At 64.2% G+C, this 19,290-nt stretch carries 14 protein-coding genes; 6 read left to right on the plus strand and 8 right to left on the minus strand.

Annotation, left to right across the window (positions count from 1 at the left end):
* Positions 1-204: 204 nt before the first annotated feature.
* Positions 205-1,182 (plus strand): helix-turn-helix domain-containing protein, encoded by a 978-nt coding sequence (locus RR42_RS22025; RefSeq protein WP_043353017.1) that lies wholly within the window; start codon positions 205-207, stop codon positions 1,180-1,182.
* A gap of 164 nt (positions 1,183-1,346) precedes the next feature.
* Here RR42_RS22025 and tssE read toward each other — a convergent pair whose 3' ends face one another.
* The 8 genes from tssE to tssB all read right to left on the minus strand — a co-directional run bounded on the left by tssE (position 1,347) and on the right by tssB (position 11,001).
* Positions 1,347-1,781: a type VI secretion system baseplate subunit TssE gene (gene tssE, locus RR42_RS22030; RefSeq protein WP_043353019.1), complete on the minus strand. Its 435-nt coding sequence runs from the start codon at positions 1,779-1,781 to the stop codon at positions 1,347-1,349.
* Complete coding sequence (gene tssH / locus RR42_RS22035) at positions 1,778-4,468, minus strand: type VI secretion system ATPase TssH (RefSeq protein ID WP_043353022.1); 2,691 nt, start codon at positions 4,466-4,468, stop codon at positions 1,778-1,780. The genes tssE and tssH overlap by 4 nt, the downstream gene beginning before the upstream one ends.
* A gap of 100 nt (positions 4,469-4,568) precedes the next feature.
* Positions 4,569-5,054, minus strand: coding sequence for an Hcp family type VI secretion system effector (locus RR42_RS22040; protein ID WP_043353024.1), 486 nt, complete (start codon positions 5,052-5,054; stop codon positions 4,569-4,571).
* A gap of 15 nt (positions 5,055-5,069) precedes the next feature.
* Positions 5,070-6,785, minus strand: coding sequence for an OmpA family protein (locus RR42_RS22045; RefSeq protein ID WP_043353027.1), 1,716 nt, complete (start codon positions 6,783-6,785; stop codon positions 5,070-5,072).
* Between the two features lie 11 nt (positions 6,786-6,796).
* Positions 6,797-7,450 (minus strand): DotU family type IV/VI secretion system protein, encoded by a 654-nt coding sequence (locus tag RR42_RS22050; RefSeq protein WP_043353030.1) that lies wholly within the window; start codon positions 7,448-7,450, stop codon positions 6,797-6,799.
* Positions 7,447-8,793 carry a type VI secretion system baseplate subunit TssK gene (gene tssK / locus RR42_RS22055; RefSeq protein ID WP_082055041.1) on the minus strand — a complete coding sequence of 449 codons (1,347 nt, stop codon included), beginning with the start codon at positions 8,791-8,793 and terminating at the stop codon, positions 7,447-7,449. Before tssK ends, RR42_RS22050 begins: the two co-directional genes overlap by 4 nt.
* Positions 8,794-8,912: 119 nt before the next feature.
* Positions 8,913-10,460 carry a type VI secretion system contractile sheath large subunit gene (gene tssC / locus RR42_RS22060; protein WP_043353033.1) on the minus strand — a complete coding sequence of 516 codons (1,548 nt, stop codon included), beginning with the start codon at positions 10,458-10,460 and terminating at the stop codon, positions 8,913-8,915.
* A 25-nt stretch (positions 10,461-10,485) separates the two neighbouring features.
* A complete protein-coding gene (tssB, locus tag RR42_RS22065) occupies positions 10,486-11,001 on the minus strand; it encodes a type VI secretion system contractile sheath small subunit (RefSeq protein WP_043353035.1) in 516 nt (171 codons plus the stop codon).
* A 233-nt stretch (positions 11,002-11,234) separates the two neighbouring features.
* Between tssB and RR42_RS22070 the strand changes: the two genes are divergently transcribed.
* The 5 genes from RR42_RS22070 (at position 11,235) to RR42_RS22090 (ending at position 19,265) form a co-directional block, all read left to right on the plus strand.
* Positions 11,235-13,715 carry a type VI secretion system Vgr family protein gene (locus RR42_RS22070; protein WP_043353037.1) on the plus strand — a complete coding sequence of 827 codons (2,481 nt, stop codon included), beginning with the start codon at positions 11,235-11,237 and terminating at the stop codon, positions 13,713-13,715.
* Positions 13,716-13,808: 93 nt separating this feature from the next.
* The gene (locus RR42_RS22075; protein ID WP_043353038.1) at positions 13,809-15,077 is read left to right on the plus strand and encodes a hypothetical protein; all 1,269 of its coding nucleotides are present in this window, start codon (positions 13,809-13,811) and stop codon (positions 15,075-15,077) included.
* A gap of 86 nt (positions 15,078-15,163) precedes the next feature.
* Complete coding sequence (locus tag RR42_RS22080; RefSeq protein WP_236702152.1) at positions 15,164-17,044, plus strand: esterase/lipase family protein; 1,881 nt, start codon at positions 15,164-15,166, stop codon at positions 17,042-17,044.
* Positions 17,041-18,150, plus strand: a complete 1,110-nt coding sequence (locus RR42_RS38135; protein WP_043353041.1) for a T6SS immunity protein Tli4 family protein — start codon at positions 17,041-17,043, stop codon at positions 18,148-18,150. The genes RR42_RS22080 and RR42_RS38135 overlap by 4 nt, the downstream gene beginning before the upstream one ends.
* A 110-nt stretch (positions 18,151-18,260) precedes the next feature.
* Positions 18,261-19,265, plus strand: a complete 1,005-nt coding sequence (locus RR42_RS22090) for a T6SS immunity protein Tli4 family protein (RefSeq protein ID WP_236702153.1) — start codon at positions 18,261-18,263, stop codon at positions 19,263-19,265.
* Positions 19,266-19,290 lie beyond the last annotated feature (25 nt).

Genomic DNA, 19,290 nt, shown 5'->3' on the forward strand with positions numbered 1-19,290 from the left:
GCATTCTATGGCGAGGCCGCGTCGGCTACTGTCAACAAATGCAAGGACGCTCACCCAGGCGCCGCCGGACCTGCTGCGCCGCGCATCGACGCTGGCCTGGCCTGGCGATACAATCATCGCGCAGTGCCTGCACAAGAGCCCTGGCGCGCCGGGCCACGCCCACCCGCCGCCGATGGTGTCAATCGCCCCAACAGGCCGCCACCGATGCACAGCAACACCGAGTCCCTCGACACAGGCGCCAGCGGGCGCCCGGTACGCCACCTGGTTGCCACCGAGGCCGCCATGGCGGCAGCGGGCCTGGACGGCTGGCAGCAGCGCTACCAGCAACTCACGCCCGGGCATTTTCTTGCGCAAGTGCAGCAGGCTACCTATGGCGACGTCCACGTCTTCCGTGAACGCACCAACCAGGCGTTGCTGGAGGAGGGCGAAGCACGGCGCGGCTATCTTTCCATCGCCTTGCCCCACCGCGAGTGTGCCGATGGCTGGTTCTCCGGCTACCGGATGAGCGGCGACACCGTGCTGCGCGCCGGCAACGGCCAGCCGCTGGCCATGCGCACCCCGCCATCGCTGGACCTGCTCGGCGTGACGTTGCCGCTGCCCGCGCTGCAACGCGTGATGGAGCGCGAGGGGGTTCCGGAGCTGATCGCGCGCTTGCAGCCGGCCACGGAGGTGCGGCGCGCCGCGTCCGAGGATTTCCGGGCGGCGATGCTGGCGGTGCTGGCTGCGTCAGCCATGCAGAGCGAAGTATTCAACCAGCGCTTTGTCGAGAGCGCCATGCGCGATGCGTTGCTGATGGCGGTGGTGTCCACCCTGACGCATGGCATCGGGGATGTCCTGCTGCCTACGCCGCCTGCGCGGCGGCGGCTGGTCGCACAGGCGTATGAGATGGTGCGCGCCGCGCCCGAGGCGCCCTGGAGTGTTCTGGTTCTGTGTGAACGGCTTGGGGTTTCAAGGCGCACGCTGCAATACAGCTTCAATGAAGTCACCGGGTTGGCGCCGCTGGAGTTTGTTCGAGCTTTGCGGATGAATGGGGTGAGGCAGGCATTGGGTGGACGGCAGGCGCCGGAGCCGGTGGGCGTGGTGGCGGCACGGTGGGGGTTTAATCATCTGCCGCGGTTCGCTGCGCAGTATCGGGCGTTTTTTGGGGAGTTGCCATCGGAGACCGCAGGCAGGGGGAGGTGAGTCGTTGACAGGGTTGAGGGAACCGTATCAGGAACCGGAACCGGGCTGGGCCGGAACCGCACGATGCCATCGGCCGTGGTGCGATTGCCTCTGACGGCTGTCATGCTGGTGGCTAGGATTCCATGACAGGCCGCCATGGCTCGATCACTCACTCGCTCGATCAATCACTCACGGTCACGCTCGGCTTTCAGCAGCTTGAGGCGCGTCTGCCCATCGGGCGTGAAGTGGGTGCCGAATCGCACCAGCCCGGCCTGATGCAGCTGACAGCTCATGGTAAAGCTGAGCAACATGCCCGGTTCGGTTTCTTCGATCGCGATGTCGATGGATTTCAGCCTCGGCTCATAGCGCAGCAGCGTCGTTTCTATTTCGCGCTTGAGCGTGTGCGCCGACGCGGGCAGATGCCGGTAGATCCTGGACAGGTCGCCAAGCCCATAATCCGGCAGATGCGCCAGGCTGCCGCGACGGCTGTTGAGGATGCGCTGGATATTGTCCCGCACGGACAGGAACGTCTGCGTCGCCGCATCGAAATCGTGTACGGCCACGCCATTCGCAAAGAATCCCGTCACCGCTTCAAAGAGGCCCGGCCCGCCCCGTGTCACGCGCCGGCCCCGGCTGTCGTTGCCGGCTCCTCGAACTCCAGGCCGATACCGTCGCCCTCGGAGAAGGACAGGTGAATCGACGCCGGCACCTGCTGGCCTGACATGCGCACCAGCAGCTCACGCGACAGTACCGGCAGGATCTGCTGATCGAGCAGCGTGTCGATATTGCGGGCGCCTGAGTCGGGCAGCAGGCAGGCTCGCACCAGTTCGTCCACCAGCGTGTCGCCGCACCGCAGCGGCACGCCAAAGCGGCGCGCGATGCGCTCAGCCACCTTGCCGAGCTTCATCCGCACGATCATTGCCATGGCGTGGGCCGACAGCGGGCGGTAGACAATGGTCTGGAAGCGTGCCAGCAGTGCCGGCTGGAAGTGGTCGATCAGCATCGGGCGGATCGCCTCCATCAGCGTGCCGGTGGCGAGCTCGGCGCCAGCTGTGACGGCGGCGTCCGTGGCCGCCAGAATCTGCTCGCTGCCAAGGTTCGAGGTCATCAGGATGACGGTATTGCGGAAGTCGATCACCCGGCCTTCGCCGTCGCGCATGAAGCCGCGATCGAAGACCTGGTAGAACAAGTTCAGTACGTCGCGGTGCGCCTTCTCGACCTCGTCAAGCAGGATGACGCTGTAGGGCCGCTGACGGACCGCTTCGGTCAGGACGCCACCTTCCCCGTAGCCGACATACCCCGGCGGCGAACCCTTCAGTTGCGAGACGGTGTGGGCTTCCTGGTATTCGGACAGGTTGATGGTGACAAGCGAACGCTCGCCGCCGAACATCAGGTCGGCCAACGCGCGCGCCGTTTCGGTCTTGCCCACGCCCGAAGGCCCCACCAGCAGGAACACCCCCAGCGGCGCCTCCTCGGATTTGAGTCCCGCCTTGGCGGCCCGCAAGCTCTTGCTGAGCGCGGCCAGCGCCTCGTCCTGGCCGACCACGATATGCCCTAAACGCGCCTCCAGCGCCAGCAACGTGGCCAGCTCGCTGGACAGCAGGCTGTCGACTGGAACCCCTGTCCAGTCGGCGATCACCTGTGCAATGGCGGTCTCGTCCACTTCCGCGTGGATCAGCGCGGCCTGACCGTGCCTGGTCAGCATCTCGTGGGCGGCCTGGATCGATGGCGTCAGATCTTGCCGTGCCGACTCGTCGGCGGCGGATTGCCATCGCGCGCGCAACGCGATCAATGTCTCGGCAGCCCCCTTCTGTTCGGCAAAGGCGCGTTCAAACTGTTCGAGCTCAATGGCGAGCGCAGCCAGCCGGGCATCGATGGCCCCCTGGTCGTGCAGCAGGGCAGTCCGCTCGACCTCCAGCGCCGCGCGTTGCGCCTCGCGCGAGGAGATGGCGACCGGCGTGGCCTCCAGGCTCATGCGCACGCGGGCAGCGGCGGTGTCGAGCAGATCGACGGCCTTGTCCGGCAGCTGGCGTCCGCTCAGATAGCGGCGCGACAGCCGCACGGCGGCGGCGACGGCGGCATCGGTGATGTGTACGCCATGGTGCTGTGCATACCGCTCCTTCAGGCCGCGCAGCATCAGGCAGGCGCCGTCGTCGTCGGGCTCGTCGACCTTCACCATCTGGAAGCGCCGCTCCAGCGCGGCGTCCCGTTCGAAGTACTGCTTGTATTCGGACCACGTCGTCGCCGCGATCGTGCGCAGTTCGCCGCGCGCCAGGGCGGGCTTGAGCAGGTTGGCGGCATCGGCGCCGCCCGCGGTGTTGCCCGCACCGATCAGCGTGTGGGCCTCATCAATGAAAAGCAGCACCGGCGTTGGCGATTGCTGCACGGCCTCGATCACGTTCTTGAGGCGTTGCTCGAATTCGCCCTTGACGCCGGCACCGGCCTGCAGAAGGCCCAGGTCCAGCGTCAGCACGCTGACGTTCTGTATGACCGCCGGGACATTCCCTTGCGCGATGTTGAGCGCAAGGCCTTCGACCAGCGCCGTCTTGCCCACGCCAGGCTCGCCAACCAGGATCGGGTTGTTCTTGCGCCGCCGCGCCAGGATGTCGACCATCTGGCGAATCTCGACGTCGCGGCCAAAGACGGGATCGATCTTGCCGTCGCGGGCCTTCTGGGTAACGTCGGTCGTGAAGCGGGCCAGCGCCGATGCATCGGCCTGACCGGGCATCGACCGGGTTGGTGCGGGCGCGGCGGGAGTGACTGGCACTGACGACAGCGGGGCGCAATCCGGCCTGGCCGGCTCGCCGGCGCCGCGAGCGGCTGCCTCGGTCGAGATCTTGTCGAGTTCGTGCATCAACCGCTCGATCTGGACGGCGGAGACGCTCAACAGCGGCCAGGCGCCGGGCGCCCGCAGCAGGTGTGGCGTTTCGGTCAGCGCGGCCAGCAGGTGAGCGGAGCGGATTGACGTGGATTCTCCCGGCGTCGCGGCTTCCAGCGATGCGCGCATCCATGCGGCCTCCAGCCACTGGCCGAGGCGTTGCGACAGGCCAGGCTTGCCCCGCAGGTCATGCGGCAGGCGGTCGATGGCGGCGAGCAGCCCGTTCCAGATGCCGTCCACATCGAGTTCATAGCGCCGCAGGATTGCCAGCAGATCGCCGTCGCCCAGTTCCAGCAGCTTGATCAGCCAGTGTTCGACCTCGATGTCCCGGTGGGCGCGTGTTTCGCAGAGGCTGGCGGCGTCGGCCAGGGCACGGGCGCAATGGTCGTTGAGACGACGCAGGAACGCAGAGAGGTCGCGGGCGGTCATGGAGGAGAAGGAGGACGCGGGGTGAAGGGGGGAGTGCGCGGTCCCTATCCCGGGTCCGCGCGAGATGGCAGGCCGGCGGCGCACGCCGGCCGCGCGCGTGTTACGAGCGCTCGTTCCAGCTGTCGGCGTGGATGATGTTGCCATCCTTGTACGACCAGGTAATCTTTTCGTAGCGCAACTCGATGTCTTCGAGGTGGTTGTGCTTCTCGAAGGCCGGGTTCTTGATGTCCAGCATCTTCGGCGTGACGCCGACCACCTTCACGTTCTCGAGCTTGGTGTTGAAGTACTCCTTTTCCTTGCCGGCGTCGTCGATCTTGTACCACTTGATCTCGACCGACTTCAGGGTCTGGCCACTCGTAACCGCCTTGTACAGGTACGGTGTCGAGGCATCGGTTTCCTTGGTGAACACCACCGGCTTGTGCACGCGCGTGCCGGTCAGCTTGCCGGTATTGGAATCCGTCGGAATACTGACGGCGTGATCGAAGGCGACCACCTCCACGCTGCCTTCGCGGCCATTGACCGTGACCGAGCCCTTGATATCGGCGCCGCCATCGTCCTTGATCCACATGTATGCGGGAATTGCCATTTCTTCTTTCTCCTTCTACTGGAATGAACAGGCCGGATGGCCCAAAGTTGTCCGGTTGTCACGGTCACCGTCGCGACAATCGGGGACGAGCGTGATCTCGACACGCCGGTTGGCGGCACGCCCCGCGTCGGTATCGTTGGCGGCTTTGGGACGGGTATCGCCATAGCCTTGAATCGCGAACCGGGTCGGCGGCAAGCCGGCCGCGTCGGCCAGCCAGTCACGCACTGACGCCGCGCGGGCCTCGGAGAGCTTGAGGTTGCTGCGAGGATTGCCGGCGGCGTCGGTGTGCCCGGCCACCAGCACGCGCTTGTGCGGGTGGGCCTTGATCATCTCCAGCGCGCCGATCAGCACGCGATTCGAGCCGGGATTGAGCACCGCGCTGCCGCTCTTGAAGAGCGACAGGCTGTCCAGTTCGATGGTTGAGGGCGGCGGCGGCGGCGGTTGATACGCGGCGATCAGGGCATGGAGCGGCGTCAGCAAGCCGGCGCCGCGATAGAAACCCAGGCCAAGGCGCAGTGGCACGCCGACGCGCGCGTATCGAGCGAGTTCGTCGCGATCGCGCTTGATGGCCTGCAGCGCATCGACACGGGCGGCGTCATGCTCCGGTCCAATGGCGCGATAGCGCGCCATATCGTCCGCGACGCGCGCGACCAGCGCGCGGTTCTGCCAGGCGGAAGCCGCCGCGGCGGCGCAGAAGGCCAGCGCGAGCCAGGCAAAGGCGTGGGCAATGGCGCGTGGAAGCGCTCGCCGCACGGGCTGCAGGGCGATGCCCCGGATCAGGGCATCCGGCAGCGGGTAGCGCGCACGGTGGCCGGCCTTGGCGGTGCGGGTAAGCGCGGTCGCCTGCTCGATGAAGCGGGCATACAACGAATCCACGACGGGGACGCCCTCGGTGGCGGTCACGCCGAATGCCGCCACGTGCACCCGACGGCTGCCGCGTTGGTTATCCAGCAGCGCAGGGAGCAAGGCGCCGCAGGCCCAGCGCGCCAGGGCATCGAGCCGCGCGGCGCGGTGCATGCGGGCCTCGCGATCCGCTGGCAGCGCGGCCCGCCCGTACTGCAGGACGAGCGCGGCAATCTGGGCAGGCAGCGTATCGCCTTGCAGTATCTCGGTGCCGGAGACGCCAAACCACGGACCATCTTCCGGGGCGCCGTCGCCTCGGGTCGCGTCTTCCGCGTACACGGCGACGCAGACCGGCAGGCCGTAGCCAACCCCACGGCTGGCCTCGCCAATGGCCGAGCGCCAACGCCGAAGCCCGGCGTTCAGCGCGGCCGCGTCGCGGGCCTGGTCGGCGCCAATCAGGTAGGCGACGGCATCCGGTCCCTGCCCCGCGCGCCAGCGCTTGAGCGCGTCAGCCACGTGTGCCAGCCGGGCCGGGTCGTCCACGCGCACCCAGATCGCGGCGTCCGTGACTCGGACCAGATCCTCGCCGAATGCCAGCGGCGGGGCGCCCGAGGCGTCCCCGATGGCCAACACCAGCGGCGTATTGCGCCGGATACCATGGAGCAGCCCATGCATCGATGCATCGATGGCTTGCAGTACCGGTTGCGAAGCGCTCTGCCGTGCACGCACCCGCCGCGTGGCAACGATGATCGCGAGCAGCGCCAGCCCGATCGTGAAGGCCGCGAGCAGCAGGTTCCATGTCGCCGGCCATGGCGAACTCAGCGCCAGCCAGGCCAGCGCGAGCGCTGCGATCCAGCCGAAGAGTGTGCGGTAGGGGTAGCCGGTCACGAATACCCTTTTCAGCCGGCGAGCGGCACGATCGCTGCGGCTAGCCACCGGTCCAGCGCGAGGTAGACGAGGCCCGCGCCGACGCAGGAGATCGTGATCCAGGCGAGCGGCGACAGATGAGCGCACCATCGATGCGCCTTGCCGTCCGTCACCAGCACCGGGCCGTCCGGCTTGCGCCATCCGGCACGATCCATCCGTTCATCGATGGCCTGCATCAGCGCGAGGCGTTCGCTGGCGCCATCCAGCGCAAACCTGCCCTGGAAGCCCAGACCCAATGCCGCGTAGAAGACGATGAGCAGCGGCAGCACCGGCTTGGCCTCGCCCAGGCGCCGCTCGATGCGAGCGATCAGCGCTTGCCCGGCATCGTGGCTGCGGAACTCCCGCACCTGCAGGGGCTCGCGTTCCCACGCGCCGCGATCGTCGTCGGGCAGCCTGCACAGCGCGACTTCGTCCAGCAAAGCGCATTGGGCATAGACGGCGTCCTCGACGACGTCGGCCGGCAGGCCGGCAGCCGAGAGCTCCTCACGCAGGCGAGACACCTGCCCGAGGCACAATGACTGGAAGGCTTTGAAGCCCATGGGTTTCGTATCGTCTGTGAGTTCAGTGACGGTCAGGGCCGTATCGCGCAAGGCGAGCGGCAGCATCGAGGTGGAGAAGGTTGTCATGCCGGCAGTACTGCGAAGAGTTCAAGTGATACGTCCGGCAGCGAACCGGGAACGTAGAACTGACAGGCTCGCGCCGCCAGCATGCGCTTGAAGGCGGGGTGCGCGCTGTCGAGCGCGAAATACTGGTTCTCGATGCGCACGGGGATAGCCGCGGGCAGGCGCGACATCGGCCGCAGCGGGACGCCGGGCAGCGCGGAATTGACGATCTGCTCGACTTCGTCCGGCGCACCTGCCTTACACAGACGCGGCAACTGTTCGAGCAGCGCGTGGGCGGGGACGCTCGCCCGGACGGACAGGTAGTACTCGGCGCCTTCGACCAGGCGCTCGTCGAGGATCTTGCCGACCCACACGGTGGGCCGCAAGCGCTCCAGCGTAACCGGGACCACCCGTGACGGGATCACCGTGTCGAGGAGGGTACGAATCAGCGACTCCAGTTCCGCGAACACGGGTTCCGGCGCGAGGTGGTCGTAAGGCGGGATGGCGCGCAGGGTCTCCGTGGTGGAAAACGTCAGCAGCGACCCGGCCAGACGCGCGAGGATGCCATAGAGCCGCTCCGGGTGCTGCTGTGGCTCGGCGCACAGGCGAGCCAGCTCCGGCCAGGTACTGTTGACGCTGTGCAGCAGCCAGAACAACGCCACATCGGCAACCGCGAAATCCGCAATCTGGTCGGACCGCTCGCGACGGCGCACGGACAGGCTCGCGCTTTTGGCGCTCAGAATCTCGGAGAGCCGCTTCATGCGCTCGGTGAGCCGCTCGCTTGCCGACAGGAAGAGGCAGGGCGGCACAAAGGCCGGATCGTGCTCGAAGCGGCCCTGGGGCGTGCGCACCAGCTGAGCGACCGGGCAGGTCACATAATCCACGTGCGATTCGAAATCGAACAGCAGCGCCACCGCGTGCCGCTCAACGCTGATCTCTTCCTTGCCTGCCCCATGCAGGTCGGCGACTTCCAGATACTCGCGCGCGAATCGGCGCGGCCGGTCGGGCCGCTCTCCAGCCTCGACGCAGTTGCCGCCTTGCGCGTCCATCAGCGGCAGGCCGATCTGCACGACCACGGTGTCGATGTGCGCCGGTACGTCGCGCAGGTCGCGTGTGGCGGGTGTGCGGTCCGCCGTCTCGGTGTCGATCACCGTGCCGTCCGGCAGGCGCAGGGCCAGGGAACTCACCACCAGACGATGAATGGACAAAGCCTGCAGGTCAAAGGCGACGCGAACAGTACCCCATGGATCGGAGCTGGCAAGGCGCGCGACGCACTCGTCGGCATACCGGTCCCACAGTGCCTGTTGCTGGAAATGCTGCGGGGTCATGAAAATGCCCTGCGTCCACAGCGGTCTGGTTATCTTCATCGTGATCGGCCGTTGCGCGGAAAGGCCCTTTCCGCATGGGAGCGCCGCACGGTGGCTGTCGAGCCAGCGTGCAGCGGCGCTACGTCATGGCAGCGCTAATCGAGACTGATCGTGGCCGATCAGTTCTTCGCTTTCGGCATCTGCGACACGAGCGACAGGTTGATGTCCATGCCTTCAATCTGGAAGTGCGGCACGATGAACAGCTTGATGCGGAAGAAGCCCGGGTTGTCCTCGATATCCTCGACGATCACCTTGGCCTCCCGCAGCGGATGGGACGCCTGCAACTCATCGCCCGGATCGGTCATCTCGGTCACAAGCGTCTTGACCCAGGTGTTCAGCTCCAGCTCCAGCAGGCGGCGGTCCTTGGTGGTGCCGATGTTCTCGCGCTGAATCAGCTTCAGGTAGTGGGCTATTCGCGAGAGCAGGAAGATGTACGGCAGGCGCGCATTGACGCGGCTGTTGGCCGTGGCTTCCTTGGTGTCGTAGAGCGCCGGCTTCTGGGCCGAATGGGCGGAGAAGAAGCACGCGAAGTCATGGTTCTTGTAGTAGGACAGCGGGATGAAACCCAGATTGGCGAACTCGAACTCGCGCGTTTCCGGGATCAGCACCTCGGTCGGGATCTTGGCCTGGTTGCCCGTGCCCAGGTCATACAGGTGGATCGGCAGGTACTCGACCAGGCCGCCGGCCTGCGGGCCGCGAATCTGTACGCACCAGCCGTTCTTGATGAAGCTCTGCACCATGTTCGCGGCGAACGCGAACGACGCATTGGCCCACAGATAGCGGGTGTGATCCGGGCCCTTGACCGCCTCGGTGTAATTGAAGGCGCGCACCGGCACGGTTTCCGGCCCATAGGGCAGCCGCGCCAGGAAATTCGGCAGCGTCAGGCCGATATAGCGGGCATCGTCCGACTCGCGGAAGCTCTTCCACTTCAAGTACTCGGCGCGATCGAAGTAGCTGCCGATGTCGCGGATGCTGGCCACCTCCTCCATCGATTCCTTGCCAAAGAAGGCCGGCGAGACAGAGCCGATGAACGGCATATGCGCCGCGGCGGAGACCTTGGAGATATTGCGCAGCAGGGCGATATCCTGCGGGCCGCGGCCGAACGCGTAGTTCGAGATGATCGAGCCGATCGGCTCGCCCCCCGGCGTGTCGTATTCCTGGATGTAGGTGTGCAGGTACAGGCCGCTCTGGATGATCTCGGGGGTATCCTCGAAATCCTGGCGCAACGCGTCTTTCGAGGCGTCCAGCACCTCGATCCTGACGTTCTTGCGGAAGTCGGTGCGATCGACAAGGAACTTGAGCCCGCGCCAGGCCGATTCGATCTGCTGGAACGTCTCGTTGTGCATGATCGCGTCCAGCTGGCGGCTGATCTGCTGGTCAAGGTGCTCGATATGGAAATCAAGCAAGCTCTTGTCAAGACGGTCCACCTGCTGCGACGAGTCCTGGATCATCTTCAGGAACACGTTCATCGCCTGGGCGACGCGTTCATCCAGCGACGATTCGGCGAGCGCGTCGGCGCTCTGGAAAGACTCCACCGGGCGCGTGGCCTTGACCGGTGTCAGGTTGATCTTCTCGCACAGGGACTCGTAGACGCTCTTGCCGGGTGCATCCAGGACCGCGGTGTCCGCTTCGCTATTGGCGCGCGCGGCGATTTCATGCTTTGCCATGGGATTCATTCCTCAAGGAAGACGTTTATTGGACGGACGGTGAGGCCGGCGCGGCTTCGCCGATCTTCTGCAGATCGGCGCGCAGGCGCTCGGACAAGGCCGGGTCCTTGAGGATCTTCTCCAGTTCGCGGCGGAACATCGCGTTGTCGAGCAGGTTCGACTTCAGGTCGCGCAGCAGATTGCGGGCTGCCATCAGCGCGCGCAACTCGGGCACCTTCCCGGCGACGACTTCCGGCTTGAAGTCGTCCATCGAGCGGAAGTCCAGGTCAACCGGCAGCTCGGTGCCGTCGCCGACCAGGGTGTTCTCGACGGCGATCCTTGCCTTCGGGTTGAAGTCGGCGAGGACCGAATTGAAGTTGTTCTTGTTGATGGACACCTTCTCACGCTCGGCGAGCGCCCGCGTGTCCTGACCGTTGCTGTAGTCGCCCATCACCAGCAGCTTGAGCGGCAGTTCGACCTTCTTCTGCGCGCCGCCGGTGTGCAGGTCGAGCTTGATATTGACCCGTGCCTTAGGCACTTCGTTCTGGAAACTCTCAGCCATCGTTTGTTCCTTTCTTGTCTCTGATTTGAACGCTCTTCAGTTCTTGCGGCAACGATCAGTTAGGCAGCCAGTCGGCATTAGTAGCATGGAGCCCTATGCGAGATAAATAGGACAAGTACGAATTTTCTCAAAAAGTGGCATTTTTTTAGAAATCGTAAAAATAACATTTATGGCGATGTGAGATCCGTTTAGAGTCCTGCGTCAGGGTCGATCAAGCTGACAACGGAGAAGACATGGGCGCTATCGACGAATTCGATGCATACGATGCCTACGGCGCAAGGATACCCAGGCACCAGGCCTACCATCTGGACGTCCCTCGCGCGGCCAGCGCGGCGGAACTGTCGATGGTGTCGTTCGAAGCGGTCGAGCGCTTGGGAGAGCTCTACACCGTCACCATCCGGCTAACCCACCCGCTGGAACTCGACCGGGCCGAATACCTCAACCGGGATGCCACCTTCGTGATTGACCCCGGCGACGGCAGCGAACCGCGCCGATTCGCGGGGTGGATCTCGGCGTTCTCGCGCACGAAGCGCACGCGCGATTTCTTCGCCTACGAGATCGTGCTCCGGCCACTGGCCGCGCGGCTCGAGCTCGTGCGGACCACGCGCATCTACCAGAACAAGACAGCCCCCGAGATCATCGAGGCCATCCTGCGCCGGCACGATCTCCGGGGCCACCAGTTTCTCCTCAAGCTGCGCCGCAAGTACACCCAGCACAAGTTCCGCTTCCAGTACCAGCTATCCGACTGGGAATATGTCCAGTTGCTGATGCGCCAGGAGGGGCTGTACTGCTACTTCGTCCCGGGAAAGTTCGGCGAGATGATCGTCTTCGGCGACGACATCGACCACTACGTCTACCAGCCAGAGCTGCGCGTGCCCTATCGCGAGACCGCCGGGCTGGAAGCCGGCATCGAGGCGGTATCCGACATCCAGGTGCACGCCAAGACCGTGCCCGAATCGGTCCTGGTCGCCGACTACAACCCGGAGCAGGCGTGGGAACCCATCAAGGGCGAGGCCAACGTCGCGCGCAAGGACAAGACAACCTACGGCCAGCAGTATATCTACGGCACGCATCTTCTGGACACGGCCGAGGCGAAGTGGGAGGCGCAGCTGCGCCACGAGGCCCTGCTGGCCGGCCAGCTGATCTATGCGGGCGAGAGCAACGTGCTCAGACTGCACTCCGGCGGCATCCTGCGCATGGATGAGCCATTGGCCGAAGCCCCCAACGGGCAGGTCATCACCGAAGTCATCCACACCGGGGGGCGCGACGCGGCTTACCGCAACACCTACAAGGCCATCCCGTCGGACCGGCGCTTTCGCCTGCCGCTGGACGAGGAAAACTGGCCGAAGATAACGGGCACGCTGAGCGCGCGCATCACCTCGCCCAACCAATACAAGCACGCGTACCTGACCAAAGCGGGCCACTACATCGTCCGCTTCGATTTTGATTTTGAGCCCTGGCCCAAGGGCATGGAAAGTGCGGCCATCCCCCTGGCAAAGCCGTTTGCCGGCGGCCTGCAAACCGGGTTCCACTTCCCGCTCATCGACGGCACCGAAGTCGCCATTGCCTTTCGCGACGGCAATCCGAACAAGCCCTATATCGCGCACGCGCTGCATAACAGCCGGCAGGAGGACCTGATCACCACGCAGGACCGGTGGCTGTCACGCAATCTCATCGAGACGCAGAGCCGCAGCAAATTCCAGATTGAAGACTGGAAGGACGAGGAACACGTCCATATTTCCACCGAGCATTCGGGCAAAAGCCAGCTGACCCTGGGGCATATGGTCACGGCCAAGCGCCAGAAGCGCGGTGAAGGCTTTGAGCTGCGCACCTCTGGCTGGGGTGCGATCCGGGGTGGCAAGGGGGTGTTCATTTCGGCGGATGACCAGCCGAATGCCGGCGGTCAGCAGCTCGATATGGAGGCTGCGCAGAACCTGCTGCAGCAAGCCCTCCAGCTGAGCGAAGCGCTGGCCTCGGCTGCCAATGCGGTGCAAGCGGTGGCCGCGGATTACAACCGGCAGAAAGCCCTGCTCAGCGATACGCTGACGGCGCTGAACAAGGCCGGGATACTTGTCAGCGCACCGGCGGGCATCGCGCTGGCCTCGGGCTCCGACTTGCAACTGACGGCCGCCCAGAACCTGATCGCCACCGCTGGCGGTCATGCCGACATCAGCGTGCTCAAGCGTTTCACGGTTGCGGCAGGCGAACGGATATCCATGTTCGCGCAGAAGCTCGGCATCAAGCTGTTTGCGGCAAAGGGCAAAGTCGAGATCCAGGCTCAGAGCGACGAGATGCGCCTGCTGTCGGACAAGAACATGACGATCAGCAGTGCAAACGGGCGCGTCGTGATCGAGGCCAGGGAGGAACTGCTGCTCAAGTGTGGCGGCTCCTATCTTCGCCTGTCGTCTACGGGCATCGAGGACGGCACGCGCGGGGACCGGACCATCAAGTCGGCTGCGTTCAGCCGTCAGGGGCCCACGTCACTGGCTCAGCATATGAATAGTCTTGCGACGACGGCGTTTAACGATCCCTACGTCCTTCGGAACAAGGTCACTGGCGAAGTGCTCAAGCATCAGTCCTACGAGATCGTGCGTGAAGACGGCACTCGTATCAAGGGCATGACCGATGCCATGGGTCGGACCGCACTGCAGAATAGCCACGATGTCGAAACCGTCGTGATTCGCGTGTTGGACAACCGGGGGGCCTCGGCATGATACCCGAAGGCACTCTCTTCCTCGGCGGAGCTGGGGCAGTTCACGGCCGACCGTATCGAGGTGACGCTTCTCATGCGGTGATGGAGGTGCGCCATGGCCGTTGATTTTTCGCTGCTTCCCGCTGAGGAACCGGCATCGCATCCCCCGCCCTCGCGGCTCGCCTGGACCGTTGCCTTCTTCCTGATGGTCCTGGCCGGCTTGTTTGCCGTGCTCTTCTTCTGGCCGAAGGACATGCCCACCCATTCATGGAGGTTCTGGGCATCTCTCGTCCTGTTCCCGGTGGGTATCCCTGCATGGATCGTGTTGCGCCGGTACAGCGTCTATGAGGGCCGAAAACTGGACACAGCGCTGCACAATGAAGCGGTTCAGGCCTTCAACGAGAGCGTGTTCAGCGCGGCAAGCATTCCACTGTCGGTGATCGCCGCCGCTCACCGGTTCTCGGCAGATCGCGAACAAAGTGCCACGGAAGCGGTCAGGCAGGGCAGCGTTGCCCTGCGCACGCAGGCCCCGATCGCGCGGGACGGCGAGCCTGTCAAAGCCCGCTGGCTCGTCGTGCCCGGCATGAAGGTTACGTCCGGCACGATGGAAGATGACCGCAACCGTCGTCGCGACGTGATGACGTGGCTGTTTGGTGAGCTGCTCGATCAACTATCGCCACGCATTCAGGCACTCCCTGTCCGAGTCCCGCTGACGGTGCGCCTCTGCCTATCAAACGGGCTCACTCGCGAGGAGAACGAGGCGCTATGGCAGGCGTGTTGGCATGCGCGGTCGCTTCGAAAGGCGGAGCCGGCCCCGGCCACGGAGCCCCCGGCGGACCTCATGATGATCGACAGCTGGCTGGACGAGATCCTTGGAGGCGAAAACCTGCACGTCATGCTGATCGTCGCCGCGCAGCTGCATCCATTGCTTGCGGGGACGCCGCCGCCGGGCACGGCGGAAGCTGGCGCGGCGTTGCTGCTGGCGCCGCAGACGCCGGCATTCAAGCACGGGATGCAACGCATAGCCCATCTGCACCGCCCGGTGCAAGGCTTGCTCGAACTGCCAGGTGACGCGCTTTCCCACGCCATGCAGTGGGCCGGCGTACCTGCGCAGCAAATCGCCGGCGGCTGGCAAACCGGCCTTGATGCGACGCAAACCGGCGTATTGCGCGAGCCGTCAAAGCAGCTTGGCCTGACAGCGCGCCCTACCGATCTCGATCAAGCCGTCGGGTACGCCGGCGCTGCCGCCCCCTGGCTGGCGGCGGCCTGTGCAGCTTCGTCGCTTGGCGAATCAAGCGGCGCGCAAATCGTACTCGCGGGTCAGGAAAAACACCTCCATTGCGCAATATTGAAGCACGCAAACCATGAAGACAACGCGCGCTGATCTTCAGGTGGAGGATCGTGTGACGGGCCCCGGACTGGCACGTCATTCCAGCGCTTCGCCAACCAAGCAGACCCAGGAGCAGGCCTATGAGCAGCAGCACCCCTGACGTGAATCCGCTCGCACAAGACCATGAAGACGCAACGGTCCCCGACGCCGGGCACGGAAGTGACGACGTCGTCCGGCTTGCCGGTGGGTTCGACCTGGATGGCGTGGCCTGCGCGCGCGCAGTGCTCACGCCGGATAGCGACCAGCGTCGCAAGGAAATAAGCTTTGATCCACGTTCGCCCATTCCGGTCATCTTCCTGCCTGGCGTGATGGGCTCGCTGCTGGCCAACAAGGACACCGGTGAAGAAGTGTGGTACCCGCCCAATATGGATGGCTTTTTTTCGGGTGCTGCGGGTCTGGTTTCTGTTATTGCAGGCTGGTTCGCCAGCGCCGCCGGGCGCGCCAGGCGCTTCGACCCGATCCCGGCCGTGGTTGATCCCCGCGGTCCGGTCAAAGTAGGCAACAGCGGCTTGAGCGAGAAGGAGGCAAGGCGACGGGGCTGGAGCACGGTGCACCGCTGGAGTTATCAGGGCACGCTGGCCTGGCTGGAGTACACGCTCAACCACCCCATGCTCGATGGCAAGCTCCATGGCGAATGGGCGCACGGCGATGCAGAGGGCAAGAAGGCCGCGCTGAAAGCCGTGCTTGGCACGCACCCATCCGATTACGGCGCCCATGGTCCTGGCGGACCGATTGACGCGTGCTCCGACGTGTTCAAGTCACTGGTCGGCTACCGCTATCCCGTCTACGCCATTGGCTACAACTTCCTGCAATCGAATGAGATCTCGGGCCAGCAAGTGCTGGACGGCATGGATTTCAAGGATCCCGAAAGCCAGGAGGTCACGCGCATCATGGGCATCCGGGAGATCTGCCGGGAAAACCGGACGGACAAGGCCATCATCATCACGCACTCGATGGGCGGCCTGGTGGCGCGCATGGCCTCGCAACTCTGCGGCGGCGCCAACGACATGCTCGGCGTGATCCACGGCGCGCAACCCGCCACCGGGGCGCCGCTGTTTGCCAAACGGTTCCGCACGGGGGGAGAGGGTTTCACCAACGAGAGCCTGATGGGCCGCGACGCGGCCGAGTTCGTGGCGATTGCCAGTAACGCGGAAGGTCCGATGGAGTTGTCGCCGATGCCGGATTACCACGATTCAGAGCCGTGGTGGATCTTTATGGACAAGGCGGGTAATGAGCGCATGAGCTTGCCTCATCAAAGCGCGCTGAAGGAGCTCTATACGAGCGATGCGTGGTATGGCTTACTACCCGACAGCTCTTTGCTGGACCCGGCGGGGATCGTGAAGAAGCGGCTGGAAGAAGAGATGGATTCCTCCACTGTGCACGAACATTTTAAAAGAACGATGCGTAATGTGGTGAATCGGCAAGAGAAGCTGATCAACAACTACCACCCCAACACCTATGCGCTGTTCGGAGACGGTGCGCTCAATCCACAACACTCCGCTGGCGCGCAGGAGTCGCCCAAGTGCGAGTTCAGCGAGCCGGAGACGAGCCTGCAAACCTGGGGCAGGGTGGTGTGGCGGGGCGACCTTCCCGCAAGTGTCGGGGAAGCTGAACTAAAAGCCGCCAAGCGGGTGGGCGACGATCAAGAGGGCGTACTCAAGATCGTGGTCGGCGGACGAACTGTCACGCTCACCGTGCAACAACAAGCGGTCGCGCCAAAGCCGGGGGAGAAAGACAACGGCATCATCCCGGGCGATGGCACCGTGCCGGCATGGTCCGCCGCGGCGCAAGGCCGCGGGCTGATCCCGGATCTGTCTGAAAGAAAAACCACGGGCGTGCAGATGGCCTTTGTGCAAGGCGGCTACGAGCATCAGAAGTGCTTCGACCATCCCTGGACGCGCTGGGCCACCCTGTACAGCGTGGCGCAGATCGTGCACAGCATCAGGGCAGCCTCCCAATGAATCCCAATCCGATCCCTTCGCGCGTACTGCGCGCGGCCCTCTTCCTGTCGATCTGCAGCCTGTCCGCCTGCGTGCGGACGGTTACCGTGGAGCCCGTAATGACCAACAACCCCTTGCTTGCTGATTCGCGTCCGTGGTGCATTGGCCGACTTGTGATGGATCGCCCCGCGCGTAGCGGAATCAGCTATGAAAAATACGAGTACTGGGGCAACAAGATTGATATTGCCCGAGATATCAGCCCGGGAACGTTCCGGTACCGAGTCGATACGCGCGAAAACGAGTTGCGAGCCAAGAGACGTACCACCTCCATTTCCTCATACAAGGAAATGCTGGCAAAGGGCTTAAAGTCCATGATCGTGGAGACCGACATTCCTTTGCTGGAGCAAGCCGTCTCGCCCACACCCAGTTCTCGGTTGTTGATTTTCAAGGACCTGGCGGAAGAGGATTACCCTTTCAGCGCCGAGGGCTATGTGTTGGCCGGCAGCAGGATGCTGACCATGAAGTTCGACGTTCAGCGCAGCAGCGGGATACAGAAGGTCACGCAACGCTCAACCGATGTTTACCAAAATATCACTTACCGCGATGACTGGACGGTTCCCACGGAACGCGGCTTTTGCATTCCGGGTGCGCTGATCGGCGGGCCTTCGCGCAACAGCGAACTGGCCGAGCAAACCATCGTCCTGCAACCCGGCCGAGCGTCCGCGTTCGTCCTGAAGATGCGAGATGCGGTGGATGTGGATCAGCAATCGTCGCTGCTCAAGACCCTGCCCGATCTACGCCAGCGGTTGGGCGGGCAAGGCAGCGTCCGGATTCTGCGCGAAGGCAAGCGTCAGGTCGCGGGCATGGAGGCGGAAGAAGTGCTGTTTTCCATCCGGGATGGTGGGAGTCAGCTATACCGCTTCTACCTTCTGGCGCCGGGCAATCCCGATTCAGTAGCGCAGCCGCACACCGAGATCCAACTGAGGCTGGGAAGTGCACTGACGTATGCTGACAAGGATCGCGGCGTGAAGCCGGAAGCCGTGTCTTCGCTCGTCGATGAGGCCGGCGCGATCCAGGCGTGGGATGCGCTGCTCAACAGCATGCATTTGCGCCCCGGGGCCATGTAATGACGAGTGACAGCCAACATCGGGCGTTTCGCAGGGGCGGGCTGCTGGCGGGGTTTTTGCTCGCGTTGAGCTTGTCCGCCTGCGTGCGGACGGTTGCCGTGGAGCCCGTAATGACCAACAACCCCTTGCTTGCCGATCCGCGTCCGTGGTGCATTGGCCGACTTGTGATGGATCGCCCCGCGCGTAGCGGAATCAGCTATGAAAAATACGAGTACTGGGGCGACGACATTGAAATTGCCAGAGATGTCAGCCCGGGAACGTTCCGGCACAAGGTCGATACGCGCGAAAGCGAGTTGCGAGCCAGCAAGCGAATCATATCCGTCCCGCTCACCGATGAGATGATGAGAAAGGGAGACAATGGTCTGCATAAGAGCGATGTTCCCTGGCTGGAGCAAGCCGTCTCGCCCACACCCAATTCTCGGTTGTTGATTTTCAAAACGAAGGTGAGAGAGGATTACCCTTTCAGCGCCGAGGGCTATGTGCTGGCCGGCAGCACGATGCTGACCATGAAGTCCGACGTTCAGCGCAGCAGCGGGATACAGAAATTCACGCAACTCACAACCGATGAATACCAAAACATCACTTACCGCGATGACTGGACGGTTCCGACGGAACGCGGTTTTTGCATTCCGGGTGCGCTGATCGGCGGGCCTTCGCGCAACAGCGAACTGGCCGAGCAAACCATCGTCCTGCAACCCGGCCGAGCGTCCGCGTTCGTCCTGAAGATGCGAGATGCGGTGGATGTGGATCAGCAATCGTCGCTGCTCAAGACCCTGCCCGATCTACGCCAGCGGTTGGGCGGGCAAGGCAGCGTCCGGATTCTGCGCGAAGGCAAGCGTCAGGTCGCGGGCATGGAGGCGGAAGAAGTGCTGTTTTCCATCCGGGATGGTGGGAGTCAGCTATACCGCTTCTACCTTCTGGCGCCGGGCAATCCCGATTCAGTAGCGCAGCCGCACACCGAGATCCAACTGAGGCTGGGAAGTGCACTGACGTATGCTGACAAGGATCGCGGCGTGAAGCCGGAAGCCGTGTCTTCGCTCGTCGATGAGGCCGGCGCGATCCAGGCGTGGGATGCGCTGCTCAACAGCATGCATTTGCGCCCCGGGGCCATGTAATGACGAGTGACAGCCAACATCGGGC

The sequence above is a fragment of the Cupriavidus basilensis genome, assembly GCF_000832305.1.
Lineage (GTDB): Bacteria > Pseudomonadota > Gammaproteobacteria > Burkholderiales > Burkholderiaceae > Cupriavidus > Cupriavidus basilensis_F.

Bases quoted from the DNA above. Each gene is read 5' to 3' on its own strand.
- RR42_RS22025 (WP_043353017.1), top strand. From the start codon at position 205: ATGCACAGCAACACCGAGTCCCTCGACACAGGCGCCAGCGGGCGCCCG.
- tssH (WP_043353022.1), bottom strand. From the start codon at position 4,468: ATGACCGCCCGCGACCTCTCTGCGTTCCTGCGTCGTCTCAACGACCAT.
- RR42_RS22040 (WP_043353024.1), bottom strand. From the start codon at position 5,054: ATGGCAATTCCCGCATACATGTGGATCAAGGACGATGGCGGCGCCGAT.
- RR42_RS22050 (WP_043353030.1), bottom strand. From the start codon at position 7,450: ATGACAACCTTCTCCACCTCGATGCTGCCGCTCGCCTTGCGCGATACG.
- tssK (WP_082055041.1), bottom strand. From the start codon at position 8,793: ATGAAGATAACCAGACCGCTGTGGACGCAGGGCATTTTCATGACCCCG.
- tssC (WP_043353033.1), bottom strand. From the start codon at position 10,460: ATGGCAAAGCATGAAATCGCCGCGCGCGCCAATAGCGAAGCGGACACC.
- tssB (WP_043353035.1), bottom strand. From the start codon at position 11,001: ATGGCTGAGAGTTTCCAGAACGAAGTGCCTAAGGCACGGGTCAATATC.
- RR42_RS22070 (WP_043353037.1), top strand. From the start codon at position 11,235: ATGGGCGCTATCGACGAATTCGATGCATACGATGCCTACGGCGCAAGG.
- RR42_RS22075 (WP_043353038.1), top strand. From the start codon at position 13,809: ATGGCCGTTGATTTTTCGCTGCTTCCCGCTGAGGAACCGGCATCGCAT.
- RR42_RS22080 (WP_236702152.1), top strand. From the start codon at position 15,164: ATGAGCAGCAGCACCCCTGACGTGAATCCGCTCGCACAAGACCATGAA.
- RR42_RS38135 (WP_043353041.1), top strand. From the start codon at position 17,041: ATGAATCCCAATCCGATCCCTTCGCGCGTACTGCGCGCGGCCCTCTTC.
- RR42_RS22090 (WP_236702153.1), top strand. From the start codon at position 18,261: ATGACCAACAACCCCTTGCTTGCCGATCCGCGTCCGTGGTGCATTGGC.